This window comes from Streptomyces sp. V4I2, assembly GCF_030817655.1.
In the GTDB taxonomy this organism is placed as follows: Bacteria; Actinomycetota; Actinomycetes; order Streptomycetales; family Streptomycetaceae; genus Streptomyces; species Streptomyces plumbiresistens.
Genome location: NZ_JAUSZM010000004.1, coordinates 247,751 through 261,425 on the forward strand (window position 1 = coordinate 247,751; position 13,675 = coordinate 261,425).

Here is a 13,675-nt window from a genome sequence, read left to right on the forward strand (position 1 = left end):
ACTATTCCAGTTGATCGCCGAGCAGGATCAATATGCCCGTGAAGCGAGGTCAGACCATGCCTACGGTGCCGACGAGGACAACGGCCACGTTCAAGCCCTGTCCATAACACGGCCCCGGCAGCTTGCGCCGTGGGCCGGGAGCCGCCCCTCCACCTGCCCCTGCTTGTAGTGCAGGGGTGCGCTGGATGAGAGGCGTCGACTGAAACCCTCCCCTCGGCTTTCCGTGCGCTCAGAATCTATGTGGCCAGAAGAACGTGCCTGGGATACGTACGGCAGGCGGCCTCCGGGGGGTGACGGGTCCGATGGCGTCTTCGGCGGCCCGCAAGGCCTGGTCGTGGCTGCCGCTGCCGAGGTGATGAGCAGCGCAGCTTCCGCAGTCGCCGGTCCGGGCGTGTGCATCGGGTGTGCCGTTGAGGCCCCGTACGTGGGCGAAGGCGTGTTCGGGGAAGTCGGCCCGCACCGTGTGCCAACTGCCGCGTTGCTCCTCTTCGGTGAGGCCCGCGGCGACTTCCGGGCGCATCGGCGCGTACACCTGGCCGTCGTGCTCGCGGAGCATGAAGACGCGGTCGACGTAGTCGACGGTGTCCCCCTTCGGCTGCTCGGAATCTAGCCAGGCCAGGGCGTCGCTGCGGCTTCCGGGCCCCCAGAGGTAGTCCGAGGGGAACTGCGTGGTCTCGAACCGGGCGTCGAACGCTGACCAGTACGCGTCCTCGTACCGGCTTCCGGGGCGGGAAGCGCTGCGGATCAGGAGGTAGCGATATCCGTCGGCACCGGTGTCGTCGCGCAGGACGTCGGCCTGGGCCATGTGGACGCTTCCCTCGTCGTTCCAGGCCATGACGACGATGTCGCGTTCCACCGGGGCGGGGTACAGGCGCCCGCCAGGGGTCGGGTGTCCCCACAGCTGGTTGATGAACTCTGCCAGGTCGTGCAGGGTTCGTGCCGTCTCCACGGGCGTCGTGCGGTGGTAGCCGGTCGGGTGCGCGACAGCATTGCGCAGCTTGGACTTCGCGTGCTCGATGCCGCGCGTGCGTTGCCCCCGCAGCAGACCAGCCGCCCGCGCCCAGGCCCGCAGCCCGCCGAGCATCCCGTTGAAGTCGATCAGCGTGCTGCCGGCCTTCAACTGCCACCGCGGCGACGGCTGCCGCTGCGGTCCCCGCTGTCTCCTCCTGCCCAGCTTCTTTACCGCGGCGAGCACGTCATCGTAGGTGCGCACCTCCTCGGTTACTGCAGACTCGCAGCCGTTGGCGTCCTCGAAGGTGACCGCACCGGCGCACCACTGGACGAACCGCTCTCGCAGCGCCTGCTCCATCACCAGCAGGGCACGGTCGTCGACCACGGTGAAGACGTCATACTCGAGCAGGCCGTAGGCGAAGAGGCGCTGAAGCCGATCGAACTCCCGGCGCGTTCCCTCCGCCACATCCGAAGCAAGCTCGCAGTCCGCGACGAGCCGCTGCAGGAAGTCGGCGGACTGCTCGGCTGGCATCGCGCTGCCCAGCCCGAGCGGGGTGAAGACGAGCGCGGTGCTGTCCGGCGTCTGCAGCTCCTCCAGTGAGTGGATCTCTGTCACGGCTACGACCCCCTATGTGGTTAACCCGCCAGAATGCACGGGGAGTTCGCCCTCTGCCACTTCTTTTGCTGCGTGGGATGAGGGAGCGAGTCGCACGTCCCGCCTGCCTCGCGGTGCCCGGCAGCGCGCTCGCTGCGTTGTCAGGACGACAGACGTACGCTCCGAAAGTCGGCCTCCGTCGTATGACCGCGCACAGCCGTGAGGTGTGCGGCGGGGCTTTACGCTGGCCGTCGGGGGCAAGTGGGAGGCGGGGAAGGTGAAACGGGAGCGGGCCACCGCGCTGGTGGAGGACATGCTGCGGCGACTGGATAAGGGCACCGACTGGCCTCTGACTCTGGTCGACGAGATCCACCTCTTCGGCTCCTACGCCCGTGGCGCACTCCAGCCGCATGACGTGGACGTCGCGGTCGACGTCCGCCGCGATGAGCGAATGACCCAACACGTCGTCGCCTGCCTCTTCTCCGGCCGCAGCCCATACAGCGAACTCCGCGGGCAACTGGTCGGAGGACGCAGCCGCGGCATCCAGCTCCAATTCGACACCGCCCAGCGCATGCAGCTCGAGAGCGAGGGCGTGCCCATGCTGCGGCTGTGGCGCCGCGGCGACACCTTTCAGCACGCCCTCCAGATTCTGCGAGGCATCGAGCCGGATCCCGAAGCCGGGCGTGCCCCGCGCGACGACATGATCGAAGAGTTCGAGGGCCTGGACCGCGCGATTCCCCGCCCGGTCCGCCACGACCTGATCAGCTGGCGGAACACCGGCCAGATCACCATCTCCCGCATCAGGCTGCCCGATCAGCCAGCCGAACCCGTTGACCGTGACGTCGCCATCGACCTGCGCACCCGCTGGGTGGACCACAGCCCGCTGCGCCGCGCTGCTCTCGCGGCCCTGCACCACCTCCAGGAGCAGGGGGTCGACTTCAGCGACGTGGAGTTGTCCGGCTACCGTCTGCCCACCCCCAGCCGCATGGCCGGCCGTCTCGAAGAGGCCCGCTGGTGGGTGAACTGGAAGTGGCAGCACTACCGGTCCATCCCGTACTGCCTGGACGACGGCGACGGCTGGCTCGAAGTCCTGGCGCCCACCCGCACCCGATCCCTTCACGCCCTGCTCTTCACCCCCGGCCCCACACCGGCCAGGACCTGAAGGCGAGGCCACCTCGGAGGACGGCCAGTTACCCGCCACGTCATCCCACGGGAATTTCGCGGGCCTTCGCCGCCCGCCGAGCGTGCCTCAGAGCAACGGAACCAGCGGGCGGCGGATCGCGTGAGGTCGGTTCACCCCGCCCCATGACCAAGCGAACGGCCCCGGACACAAGGCGGTTCCAAGATCCGCCGGACAGGCCCCTAGTCCGTGCCGGGGCGCCCGTCCTCGGCTGGCCGTCACGGACTGCGCACCCCCCGGGTAATCGGCCGGATGGTCGGCCCCGCCGGGCGCGGCGGCCGCGCGGCTCAGGCCACAGCCTCGACGTCCTCCTGCGCCAGAGGAACGGCCCCCTCGGCGTGCTTGAGTGACTGGCGCAAGGCGACCAAGTCGGCTCCCGTGACGCCCTCCTGCTCGCATCGCTTCCACCACCCGTGCCCCTGTACGGCGGCCGTGGCCTCCCGAAGATCATCGAACAGCCTGTCGTATGTGGCGGCCTGCTCGTCCGTCCAGCCGGCCGTTTCAGGGCGCCCGGGTCTCTCCCTGCCCCGCTCGGTCTCGTCCGGCCAACCGGGGTGCGGCACCCGGGACCACGGAAGGGTCTCCTGGTAGGAGCGGAGCTGCGCGTACAGCTCAGCGGCCAGGCGCTGCGCCTCGCGCAGGTCCTTCGGGAAGTCCTTCGGATCGAACTTCTTCTTCTCCTCGTCGGTGGCCTGTTCGGCGGTGTCACTCATGCTCGGAGCTTAGTTCGAGCCGGTGACAGCGCCCGGTGTGGTCGCCGACACGGGCCCCGCCGCCGTCGCAGCGGCAGCACACAGTTCCTGGGTCTCTCGCGGCTTGCGGATCGCCGCATGAGGCTGTCTTCGCGCCGTCGTTGAACCGGCAATCATCCGGAGTCGGCTGTGACCGTTTCGCTGATGCCTCCGACGGTCGTCAGTCACGGCCAGCGCGGATGCTACGCGCGGTTGACCAGCACCCATAACGGTTAGGTAAGTTGTGTAGTTCGCGTTTTTCCCCCGTGCAGCCGTGTAATGATCGCGGCACTCGGCAACCAGGGGAGGCGGTGGATGCATGTCCAGCCCGGGGGATCCCTTCGAGGCGTCGGCGTCAGCGCTCGGTTACCTCTACCAGCTCCGTAGGGCCCTCCAGCGGTGTGTGGAACTCTCCAGGGGCGGGATCGAGTGGAGTGTGGCGATCGAGGCGACGGACGACGTTCAGGCCCTCATCGGGTCGCACACCGAGCTAACCCAGCTGAAGAAGCGGGCAGAAAGAGTGAGGCTGACGGACCTGTCGTCGGACCTATGGAAGACGATCAGGATCTGGTCGCAGGCCGTCACTGACAGGCGCATCGACCTCGCTGAGACGAGCCTGTATCTGATGACCACCGCAGAGCTGCCGGACGGCAGCGTGGGGTTCTTCCTGCAGTCCAAGGCCAGCGGGCACCGTGACGAACAGGCCGCCGAAGCCCTCCTCGTCCAAGCTCGGCAGTCATCCCAGAGCAATACCCTGGCCAAGGCATTCGACGCGTTCGACGCGCTCGGCGAGCGGCGCCGGGCCGAACTCGTCAGTCGCATTGAAGTCATCGGTGATGCACCAGGCATGGACGAGATCAGAGACGATCTGCTCGGTTACGCGAGCCTGGCAGTCGAGCGCCGCTTCGCCACTTCGTTCTTGCAGCGACTGGAAGGCTGGTTCTTCGAACGCGCGACCGCCCAAATGAGCTCTCCGGGAGGGGAGCCAGTGACGGGTGCCGAGTTCGACGAGCTGTTCACGGATCTGCGCAATCAGATCGGTGAGCACAACCTGCCTATTGACCGTGACGTCGTTGCCCTTACGGCTGAGTCTCCCGCCGCCGCCGACGCTGCCGACAAGGTCTTCGTACAGCAACTGCGGTTGATCGACGTGGGCGCCGAACGGATCGGCTACGCGGTGCGCGATTGGATCCGGGCCTTCGTCCAGCGCTCCCGCTGGGCGAATGAGAACCTCCTGCGCGCCGGTGAGATCGGAGCGTACGAGCGTCGGCTTGTGGAGGAGTGGGAGTCGCGCTTCGCGGAGATGCGCGAAGAGCTCGGGGATGAAGCCACCGAGGAAGAGATGAAGCGCGAGGCCAAGGTGATCTACCGGTGGGTCGACCGCGAGGCCCGCACCCGCATCCGCACCGGCTGCGAGGAAGTCTTCGTCGCCAAGGGGTCCTACCACATGCTCGCGGATGAACTACGGGTCGGATGGCACCCGGACTTCTCCGCGCGGCTGGCGGCCCTGCTGGAGCCGACGGGAGCCGCTGATGGCCGGGCGTGAACTAAGCAGGGAGGAACGCGGCTTGTTCAACCCGGCATTCACCGCGCTCGTGTGTACCCGCGCGGTGCAGGGCTACGAACAGCAGTACGCCACTGTGTGCCCGCTGCCTGTCGCTGTGACCGCCGCGGTCATGGCCCTCCAGCCGTCCATCCGGGCAGCGCTGCCGGCCACCCTGCGCACCGGGCTGATGGGGTGGCTGGACGCGAACGAGGCCGTGCGCGTCGCCATGGGACTCAACGCTGCCGCTCTCGCTGCCGTCGTGCGGCCCGGCCTGCTCTTCGCCCTCCAAAGCGATGTCCTGAGGCTTCAAGACAGCGGGCTGACCGTGGCGCCGCGAGCCCTGGGCAAGACGGTCAAAGGCGGCACTGAGCAGAACACCGCCATCCAGAAAGCGGCCGTTCAACTCGGGCGCTGGCTGCCCAGCACCGGCAGCATTAGTACCGTCATGACGCTCCTGGGAGTGCAAGCGTGACTTTTCAGATCCATGCGGTCACCGTCTACGGCAAGCAGCCCGGACAGGTCCGCACCGTCCCCTTCCGCCCCGGCACCCTCAACATCGTCACGGGGGACTCCCGCCGCGGGAAGAGCGCGCTGCTGACGATCATCGACTACTGCCTGGCCAGCTCCGACTACCCCGTCAAGGCCGGCGTGGTCCGCAAGTATGTAGGCGCCTACGCCGTCGCACTGACCAAGCCCGGCCAGCAGTTGTTCATCGCCCGACGTGCACCCGAAGCAGGCAACGCCGTCAGCACGGTGCTGTGTGTTCTGTCCCAGGCACCGGGCAGTCCGCCTCCGCCGCTGGAGGACCTGTCCTTCGCGACTCCGTTGGATGCCGCCAAAGACATTCTCAGCGATTTCTGCGGGATCGACCGCACCGTCAAGGTGCCGGCCGTCGCGCGTGCCCAGACGATCTCTCCGTCGGTCCGCCACGCGTTGTACTTCTGCTTTCAAGCCCAGAACGAGGTCGCCAACCCGGCCCTGCTCTTCCACTCCCAGGGCGAGGAGTGGCGGCCGAACACTATCCGAGGCGTGATCCCCTACTTCCTCGGCGCCGTCGACCCCGAACAGGCGGCACTGCGCAACCGGCTGCGCCTTCTGCGCCGTGATCTATCCGACCTGGAAGCGAAACTCGCCCAGGCCCGTGATCTCGCCCCAGCCTCGGGCCAGGCCCGGGCCCTGCTCGCCGAGGCGGCCGAAGCAGGGTTGCTGCCGCAGCGCAACGATGAACTCGCAGCTGACGAAGTACTATCTCTGCTGCGGTCCGCCCTCGACGAGGACCCGCAGCCAGGCCCTGAAGCCGACAACGCCGGTGATACCGACCCGTTGGCCGCCGCAACGGCCCGCCGGGCGCAGCTGCGCGGCGGAGTCGGGCAGGTCCGAGCCCGCATCGCCGACCTCAGGCGCGCGCTTGAAGAGAACAACGACTTCGCCGGGCAGGCCAACGAACAGCGTGGGCGCCTCGCCTCCATCGGGCTGCTACGCCTCAACCAGGACACCTCCCAGACCGCCCAGTGCCCGGTGTGCGACAGCCAGATCGCCTCGGCCAACGCCTCCGTAGCGGCCATCAGGGACGACCTCCAGCGCCTTGATGGCGACCTGCAGGTCATTGGCAGCGACACCCCGGCTCTGCAACGCCTGCTGGACCAGGAGCAGGAGCAACTGCAGCAACTGCGCTCCGCGCTCGCCCGCAATCAGGACGAGATCGACGAGATCAGCGCCGGGCTGCGTGCACTGCAACGGGAACCGGACGACGCGCAGCGCGCAGCGCATGTGCGCGGACGCATCAGCCTCTACCTCGACACCACTGCCCACCACGCGGCTACCCCGCAGGTCGAAGACCGACGCGACGAGATCCAGCAACAGATCTCGAACCTGGAGGAACTCCTCAGCGACGACACCCAAGGCGACCGGCTAACCAGCTACCTGTCCCTAATCAGCCAGAACATCCGAGCCAAGGCCACCGAGCTCGGGCTCGACCACTCAGAGGCCCCCATCCGGCTCGACGTCAACCGGCTGACCATTGTCGCCGACACCGCGGACGGACCAGTCCGGCTCGCCGACATGGGCAGCGCCGAGAACCACCTCGGCTACCACGTCGCCACACTGCTGAGCTTGCACGAGTGGCTCAGTGAGCACAACGGCCCCGTGCCCAGAACGCTGATCCTCGACCAGCCGTCCCAGGTCTACTTCCCGCCCGACTACACCGGTGAGCCCACCCCACAAGGTACCGACCTCAGCCACCTGCTGAACGTCTACCAGACCATCGTCAACACGATCCAGTCACTCGACGGCGCCCTTCAGGTCATCGTCGTCGAACACGCCGACCTGGCCGAGCCACTCTTCCGCGACCATGTCATCGAGCGCTGGCGCTACAGCAACAACCAAGCCCTCGTACCGGCGGAGTGGATCACCGAACCAACCGACGACGAAGACGAGTAACCGCACGCGCGAGGCCCACCTTCGCGATCGGCTCGCCGTCGCTGTTGTGGCCATAGTGGGGTTCCTCCAGCAACGTCTCGTCGAGTTGGAGGACCTGCTCGGCCGGCAGTCCCGCCTGGGCGGCGATGGACCGCAGGCAGCGGCTGACATCGTCGGTGTGCCTGGCCTCCCACAGCTGCGCGAGCTCCTGCGGATCTGACGTGTACGGGCGCGATCGGCCGGAACGCAGTCCAACTGGTCGCGGATCTCCCGCTCTCGCGCGGCGGCCCCCGCGACCTTCGCCGCCACCTGCAGGGCACTCAGGCCCGCGGCCTGCCGGCGAAGGGTGTCCCAGGCGACGTCTTGGGGATCTCAGATCACTGCGGTTGCCCTCCGTCCGCTGCTGCCCACGCCAGCCCGAGGCCCGAGAGGTGCTTGAGCTTGTCCTTGGTGAGTTTCGCCCGCCTTGACCGCGTGTTCGACAGAAACACGCCCAGCTTCACGGCGTGCTCCTGACCATCGAACACGACGTTCTCGACGTGGTCCCTGGGGACGGTCACATGGCCTTCCCGGTGCTTGTACTGCCGCAGCGCCTCAAGGCCCCGCTCGAAGGCGCCGGGGCCGCCCGTGCGGGCTTTCGGCGGGGCTTCTTGCGTCGGGGGCAGCGGGACGACGCCGAGCTGTTCCAGACGCTCGCGCTGCCCGGCCTTCAGCCCCTGCCAGACGGTGTGCCGCCGCTGCTTTTGCAGCCACTTCCCGACGTCCATCCCGTGGCAGGTGACCCCCGGCAGGATCTCCGAGAACTCCGCTTCCTCACGCAGGAGTTCGCGCACGGCGGCGTAGTGCCGCTGCCAGTCGGCCGGCCACTTGGGGTTCCAGTCCGGATCGATCTCCTTGAGCGCGGCCTCCCATTCGGGGTGATCGGCCAGCGCGCCGGGCCGGCGGAGGTTGGACAGCCACTGCCCCACCCGCAGGTCCAGAGCGGACGCGGTCCGGGGCGCGCACAGGGTCCAGTTGTCGGCGAAGTAGGCGCGCGCCGCCTCCAGGTTCTCCTGGAAGCGTTCGTCCGCGACGGACCACACCATGCCGAGTTTCTCCAGCCGCCGGGCGCGCAGGCCGGTCATCTGCCCGGCTACATAGGCCCGCCGCTGCTCGGCGATCCACCGCCCCAGCGGGTACGCGCCCTCCTTGTGCCCGATCAGCACCCGGGCGTGCCCCTCGCGGTCGGCGAACCGCTTCAACGCCGCCCAGCCCCGAGCCCAGTCCTGCTTCTCTGTGTCGATCACGTTGAACGACACCCAGTTCGCGACCATCTCCGGGTCGCGCGGAGCCGCGAAACGCAGCAGCAGACGGGACTCTTCCTCGCCGTCCTCCGGGGCCGTGCCGATGTACTCAGACGGCTGTACGTCCGCCTTCTGCGGTTCCTGGGGGATGGCGAGCAGTTCCACGGCTTCTTCGTCGTGAGCCCGAAGTCCCTGAAGGACCTGCACCAATGGCCGGTACGAGGCGGAGGTGAACATGTCCTCCTGCTGCTCGTCGGCCTGAAGGAAGACGGGAACGATCAACGAGGCCAGCTTCCCCTGCCCCGGCTTCTGCCGCAGAGCGCGGCCGATGGCCTGAACGATGTCGTGGGGCGCGCCTTTGGGGTCGAGGAGGGCGACGCAGTCCACGGCCCGGATGTCGACGCCTTCGCCCAGGACGCGGCAGTTCGACAGGATCGCCCGACGGACCGTGGCGGCATAGCTGCCCAGGACCCTGCGCCGATGGTCCGGCTCATGTTCTCCGCACAGCCAGTCAGCCCAGATCTTGGCCGGGTACTTCTCCGGCTGGTTGGCGTGCAGTTTCGCCGCGACGCGCTCCAGCCCCTTCGAGTAGGCCTGTGCCTCTATCGTCCGGTGGTGGAAGGTGATGCAGGTGTTGAGGCTGTGGTGCGCCATGGTCCGCAGCAGGGCCGCGTGGAGGGCCCCGAGCCGCTGTCCGCGCACCTCCTCACCGCGCCGCTCCTCGCCCATCAGCCGCTCCGGGGTGACGACCGGGTCCCGGAGTTCCATGACGATGATCTGGTAGCGGGCAAGCAGGCCTCGGGAGACCGCGGAGGCGAGGGAGAGCTTGTAGAGGACGGGGCCGAAGACTCTTTCGTCGTCCATGGAGGCCGCCATCTCCTCCGGCAGGGCGTCGCGGACGCCCTCGGCGACCTCCCAGTGCGGGGGGCGCTCCTGCCAGATCCGCGGCGTCGCCGTCAGATACAGCCGCCGTGCCGCCGGGATGATGGCCTGGTCGTGGACGTCGGCCCACGCCTTTCCCATCGACCCACTGGTCCGGTGCGCCTCATCCACGCACACCAGGTCCATGAGGCTGAGTTTCTGGCCGTACGCCCCTTCGAAAGCCTCCGCCAGGACGCCGAGCGAGGCGTACGTGGCGTAGATGGTGACCGGCCCGTCACCGTGCCACAGCGCCAACTGGATCGGGTTGGTGGTGCACCGGACCTTCAGGGTCCACAACTCCGGGTCGTCATGAAGCGAGCACACCGCCACCGCCGGGCCCTTGTGGCCGGCCGCGCGCCAGGCCCGTACGGTCTGGGTCAGCAGGTCCAGCGTCGGCACCAGGATGAGGACCCGCCCCCTGGGGGCGATCCGCTTCGCGGCCGCAGCGGCGATGATCGTCTTGCCCGTGCCGCACGCGGCGTGGACCTGCCCCCGCAGACCATGCGCGGGGATCCCGCCAGGAGGGACGTCCAGTCCTCGCACGATCGCGGCCACCGCCTCGATCTGGTGGTCGCGCAGCTTGATCCCGGTCACCAGTCGTCCCTTCCCCGCGTCTCGTCCAGCCGGGCCCACTCCGCTGCAGTCTTCTCGTGGCCGCCCCGACTCCCGCCTCGTGCAGCAGTACGAGGCACTCGGACTCTTCCATCTGGACGCGCACGCAGCACGGCCAACGCGACGACCCCTCCCGCCACCGGACCCTCCTGACTCTCCGGGTGCGGCCGCTCACGCGGCCGACCGGGACAGCCTAGCATCAATCGCAAATCCATGGTTAAAGAACTGAGAACATCCAGGGTTAAATCTGATACGTTGGCTTTATGGAGAAGCCGACGGAGGAAGAGCTGTTCGCACGGGTGGACGAACTGCTCGTGGGTGAACCGGAGTTGCCACCACCAGCAGAGCGGGTCCGGCTCCGTGAGGCGGCCGGTGTCAGTCAGGCCCGGCTCGCGCAGGTACTGAGGACCACGAAGCAGTCGGTGAAGAACTGGGAAGGCGGGCGGTCCGACCCGCGCGCCCCGCGCCGCCAGGCGTATCTGCGGCTGCTGGAGGGATGGGCGGTTCAGTATCCGGACCAGTCCGCACCGGTGCCGCAGACCTTCACCGGACCGGCAGCCGCTGCGGACACGCCTTCTGCGGCTTCAGGCCAGGCCGGCATCCCTGCACCTGTGACGCGCCCTGAGACCAACTCGCCCCCGGTGCGCTCCACTTCCACCCCTTCCCGCCCGGCCGGCCCCACCCGCCCGGCGTCGACGTCGCGTCCTGCGGCCAAGCCCAAGGCGGCCGCCCCTGCGGTCGATCCGCGCTTTCCGAACGGGCCACTGGCGGTCCTGGAAGGCGACGGCACCGCGTACTGCCTGGGCGGCGTCCTGCTGGAATGCCCGGCATCGACCATCCCGCAGCTGGTGGACTGGGTATTGAAGGAGTCCGGGATCGGCGCCGCACGCCTGCACCGGCACGGCAAGGACTCCGACCCGCTGATCGTGCTCACCGAGTCGGCCGCGGCCCGGTTCGGACTGCCCGCGCACCTGGAGGACCGCCGGGGCCTGCGCCTGGCGGAGGACCACCCGGTCGTCAAGCAAGTCGCCAAGGCGAAATGGAAGTTGACGCAGCGCGGCTTCGGCCCGTGGCCGCGGATCTACCGTCCGGCGCAGAAGGGCCAGCGGCAGTGCGTGCAGCTGGCGATCCTGCCGTGGGACGCGCTGGACACCCGCGCGTGGGGCGACGCTGCCGCCCTGCACCCCGCTGACCTCGCCCGCGTCCTCGGGGTGTTCGCCACACGCGTGCTCACCCCGCGCGGCTCCACCGCGGTGACGGGACTTGAGCTGATGACCGCACTGCGGCCACCGACCCGCCCGGTCAAGGACGACGCGAGCGGTGAGTGGGTCTCCGGCCCGAACCCGGGCGCGCTCACCCGGCCGATGGACCCGGCCCCGCCGGAGGCCCCGCCCGAGCACCCGGTGGCCCAGGGCTGGGAGGGCGGCTTCCTCGACGAGGAGGCCTACCAGTGGGTGCGCGACCCGAACCTGCTGTCGGACGAGGAATGCCTGCTGCCGTGGGCGGTCGGCATCGACATCAACACCGCCTTCCTCGCGGCCGCCGCCCGCCTGACGGTCGGCCTGTCCGAGCCCGTGCACGTCACCGCGCCGGCCTTCGACAAGAAGATCCCCGGCGTGTGGCTGGTGGACCTCTCCCACATCGAGCTGGACCCGCGCCTGCCGAGCCCGTTCACCTCCAACGGGCAACGACCGCAGGGCCCGGCCTGGTACGCGACGCCGACCCTGGCGTACGCAGAAGAGCTCGGCCACGAGATCCGCCCGATCGAGGCGTACGTGCGCGAGGAGACGGGTGCGTACCTCGATCCGTGGCACGACCGGCTCAAGGACGCCTACCTCACCACCACGGCCGAGATGGGCATTCCCGTCGACAAGGACGCCGACCCGGCGGTGTTCCTGGAGGCGATGGCCCTGCACAAGACGTGCGCGGCAGCCGACGAGGACAACATCGAAGGCCTGCGTGCGGCACTGCGTGAGCTGGCCGGCCCCCGCGGGGACGCGGCCCGCCTGGCGGCCGCCGACGACGCGGAGCTGGCCGCTCTGACGAGCCGGCACCGGCAGGGCGCCATGGTCCTGTCGGCCGTCAAGGCGACGGTCAAGGGGGGCATCGGCAAGCTCCGCGAGCGCCCCCAGGGCCGGCACTACAAGGACGGGGAGCGCTGGCCCGCACTCGAACGCCCCACCTGGAACGCGCTCATCCGGGCCCTGGTCATCGCCAAGGCGCGGGTCAACATGCACCGCAAGATGGCCAGGCTCGCCGCCATGACCGGCCTGTACCCCCTGGCGGTGCTTTCGGACTGCGTCGTCTACGCCAGCAGCGGCCCGTCCCCGCTGGACTTCCTGCCACGCAACGGCGACGGCACCCCGGTGTACGGCTCGTTCCGGATCGGCGCGAACCCCGGCTTCTGCAAGCTGGAGGGCGTCCAGGAGATGGCCTGGGCGGTCGACCTGATCGAGCAGGGCTACAACCCCGCCCGCCACATCAAGGGCGGCGGTCACGACGCCGTCATGGACGAGGGCGAGTAAGACCGTGACCGATCTCGACACCGGCGCATCAAGGCTCGAAGCCGAGGCCGAACGCGAACGGGCACTGGACCGCATGGAGGCCCTGCAGCTCGCCATCCGAACGCGCCGCGACTCCTCACGCGCCGAACTGTGGCGGCACGACCTGCGTGAGACACGCGAGATCTGGTTCCGGCTCGTTGACCCCGATGGCCAGGACCCGACCCCGGAAGGGAGCTGAACCCGTGGCAGGAGAGATCGACGACGCCATCAGGCGTGCCGAGCAGGAAACCTTCACCCAGGAGCCGCCCAAGACCCTCAAGGGCCAGATCGGCTTCCTGATGCGGCAGTTGGGCAGCGCGAAGGCCGTCGCTGCGGAGATCGGCGTCACCGCCGACTCCGTGAACCGCTACCGACGCGGGGCGCGGAAGCACCCGCCGAAGGACATCGCCGCGAAGATCGACAGTGCCACTCGGCAGCGGTGGCAGCCCGGGGTGCGCAAGCGCCGCCGCATCCATGCCGCGACCACGGGCGGGATCACAGTGGAGACGAGGGCCCGGTTCGGCTACACCGCGCCGGTCGGCACCACCGACGACGGCCGCTTCCGCCGCCTGACGGTCCATCTCCCGGCGACGTACGCGCAGGCCCTCTTCGACGCCCGCGACGCAGGAGCAAGCGACCAGCAGATGCGTGAGATTATCGCCGAAGGATTTAAAGACATCTATTTCCAGGACGGCGGAAGCCGCGCTATGGGACTCTCAGATGTCGCACTCAACGACATCGACTACATCGACTTCGACCTGAAATAGGGAAAGCATTTCTTTCACCGAATTTCCTGAACCAAAGCGCGATAGCTGTCACAGTCTTCAACGTCCCGGACGGCATCATGGGGAGGACCACCACGGTGGGACGCCGGACTGGTCGACGAGGGCTTGGC

At 68.6% G+C, this 13,675-nt stretch carries 11 protein-coding genes; 8 read left to right on the top strand and 3 right to left on the bottom strand.

Translation table 11 applies throughout. The features are described from left to right. Positions 1 to 229: 229 nt before the first annotated feature. The gene (locus QFZ76_RS51320; RefSeq protein ID WP_307680633.1) at positions 230 to 1,567 is read right to left on the bottom strand and encodes a hypothetical protein; all 1,338 of its coding nucleotides are present in this window, start codon (positions 1,565 to 1,567) and stop codon (positions 230 to 232) included. A gap of 256 nt (positions 1,568 to 1,823) precedes the next feature. Here QFZ76_RS51320 and QFZ76_RS51325 point away from each other — a divergent pair, with 256 nt between their 5' ends. Further along, entirely contained in the window at positions 1,824 to 2,708 is an 885-nt protein-coding gene (locus QFZ76_RS51325) for a nucleotidyltransferase domain-containing protein (protein ID WP_307680634.1), read from the top strand. A gap of 305 nt (positions 2,709 to 3,013) precedes the next feature. On the opposite strand, the gene QFZ76_RS51330 is transcribed toward QFZ76_RS51325, so the two are convergent. Further along, positions 3,014 to 3,439: a hypothetical protein gene (locus tag QFZ76_RS51330; protein ID WP_307680635.1), complete on the bottom strand. Its 426-nt coding sequence runs from the start codon at positions 3,437 to 3,439 to the stop codon at positions 3,014 to 3,016. A gap of 454 nt (positions 3,440 to 3,893) precedes the next feature. On the opposite strand from QFZ76_RS51330, the gene QFZ76_RS51335 reads away from it, so the two are divergent. Genes QFZ76_RS51335 through QFZ76_RS51350 form a run of 4 tightly spaced genes read left to right on the top strand, consistent with a single transcriptional unit; the run spans position 3,894 to position 7,641 of the window. Continuing rightward, positions 3,894 to 5,003, top strand: coding sequence for an ABC-three component system protein (locus QFZ76_RS51335; RefSeq protein ID WP_307680636.1), 1,110 nt, complete (start codon positions 3,894 to 3,896; stop codon positions 5,001 to 5,003). Then, on the top strand, positions 4,990 to 5,475 hold the full coding sequence (locus QFZ76_RS51340; RefSeq protein ID WP_307680637.1) for a three component ABC system middle component: 486 nt from the start codon (positions 4,990 to 4,992) through the stop codon (positions 5,473 to 5,475). Before QFZ76_RS51335 ends, QFZ76_RS51340 begins: the two co-directional genes overlap by 14 nt. After that, the gene (locus tag QFZ76_RS51345) at positions 5,472 to 7,442 is read left to right on the top strand and encodes a DUF3732 domain-containing protein (RefSeq protein WP_307680638.1); all 1,971 of its coding nucleotides are present in this window, start codon (positions 5,472 to 5,474) and stop codon (positions 7,440 to 7,442) included. The genes QFZ76_RS51340 and QFZ76_RS51345 overlap by 4 nt, the downstream gene beginning before the upstream one ends. 46 nt (positions 7,443 to 7,488) lie before the next feature. After that, positions 7,489 to 7,641, top strand: coding sequence for a hypothetical protein (locus QFZ76_RS51350; RefSeq protein WP_307680639.1), 153 nt, complete (start codon positions 7,489 to 7,491; stop codon positions 7,639 to 7,641). A gap of 157 nt (positions 7,642 to 7,798) precedes the next feature. Here QFZ76_RS51350 and QFZ76_RS51355 read toward each other — a convergent pair whose 3' ends face one another. Beyond that, entirely contained in the window at positions 7,799 to 10,219 is a 2,421-nt protein-coding gene (locus QFZ76_RS51355; RefSeq protein WP_307680640.1) for a DEAD/DEAH box helicase, read from the bottom strand. A gap of 281 nt (positions 10,220 to 10,500) precedes the next feature. On the opposite strand from QFZ76_RS51355, the gene QFZ76_RS51360 reads away from it, so the two are divergent. The 3 genes from QFZ76_RS51360 to QFZ76_RS51370 are packed head-to-tail and all read left to right on the top strand — an operon-like array spanning position 10,501 to position 13,547. Continuing rightward, positions 10,501 to 12,762 carry a DNA-binding transcriptional regulator gene (locus QFZ76_RS51360; RefSeq protein ID WP_307680641.1) on the top strand — a complete coding sequence of 754 codons (2,262 nt, stop codon included), beginning with the start codon at positions 10,501 to 10,503 and terminating at the stop codon, positions 12,760 to 12,762. A 4-nt stretch (positions 12,763 to 12,766) separates the two neighbouring features. Beyond that, entirely contained in the window at positions 12,767 to 12,979 is a 213-nt protein-coding gene (locus QFZ76_RS51365; protein ID WP_307680642.1) for a hypothetical protein, read from the top strand. A gap of 4 nt (positions 12,980 to 12,983) precedes the next feature. After that, a complete protein-coding gene (locus QFZ76_RS51370; protein WP_307680643.1) occupies positions 12,984 to 13,547 on the top strand; it encodes an XRE family transcriptional regulator in 564 nt (187 codons plus the stop codon). The last annotated feature ends 128 nt before the right edge of the window (positions 13,548 to 13,675 follow it).

What these genes read in the sequence shown, in the direction of transcription:
- QFZ76_RS51340 (WP_307680637.1), top strand. Translation starts at nt 4,990, where the DNA reads ATGGCCGGGCGTGAACTAAGCAGGGAGGAACGCGGCTTGTTCAACCCG.
- QFZ76_RS51330 (WP_307680635.1), bottom strand. Translation starts at nt 3,439, where the DNA reads ATGAGTGACACCGCCGAACAGGCCACCGACGAGGAGAAGAAGAAGTTC.
- QFZ76_RS51360 (WP_307680641.1), top strand. Translation starts at nt 10,501, where the DNA reads ATGGAGAAGCCGACGGAGGAAGAGCTGTTCGCACGGGTGGACGAACTG.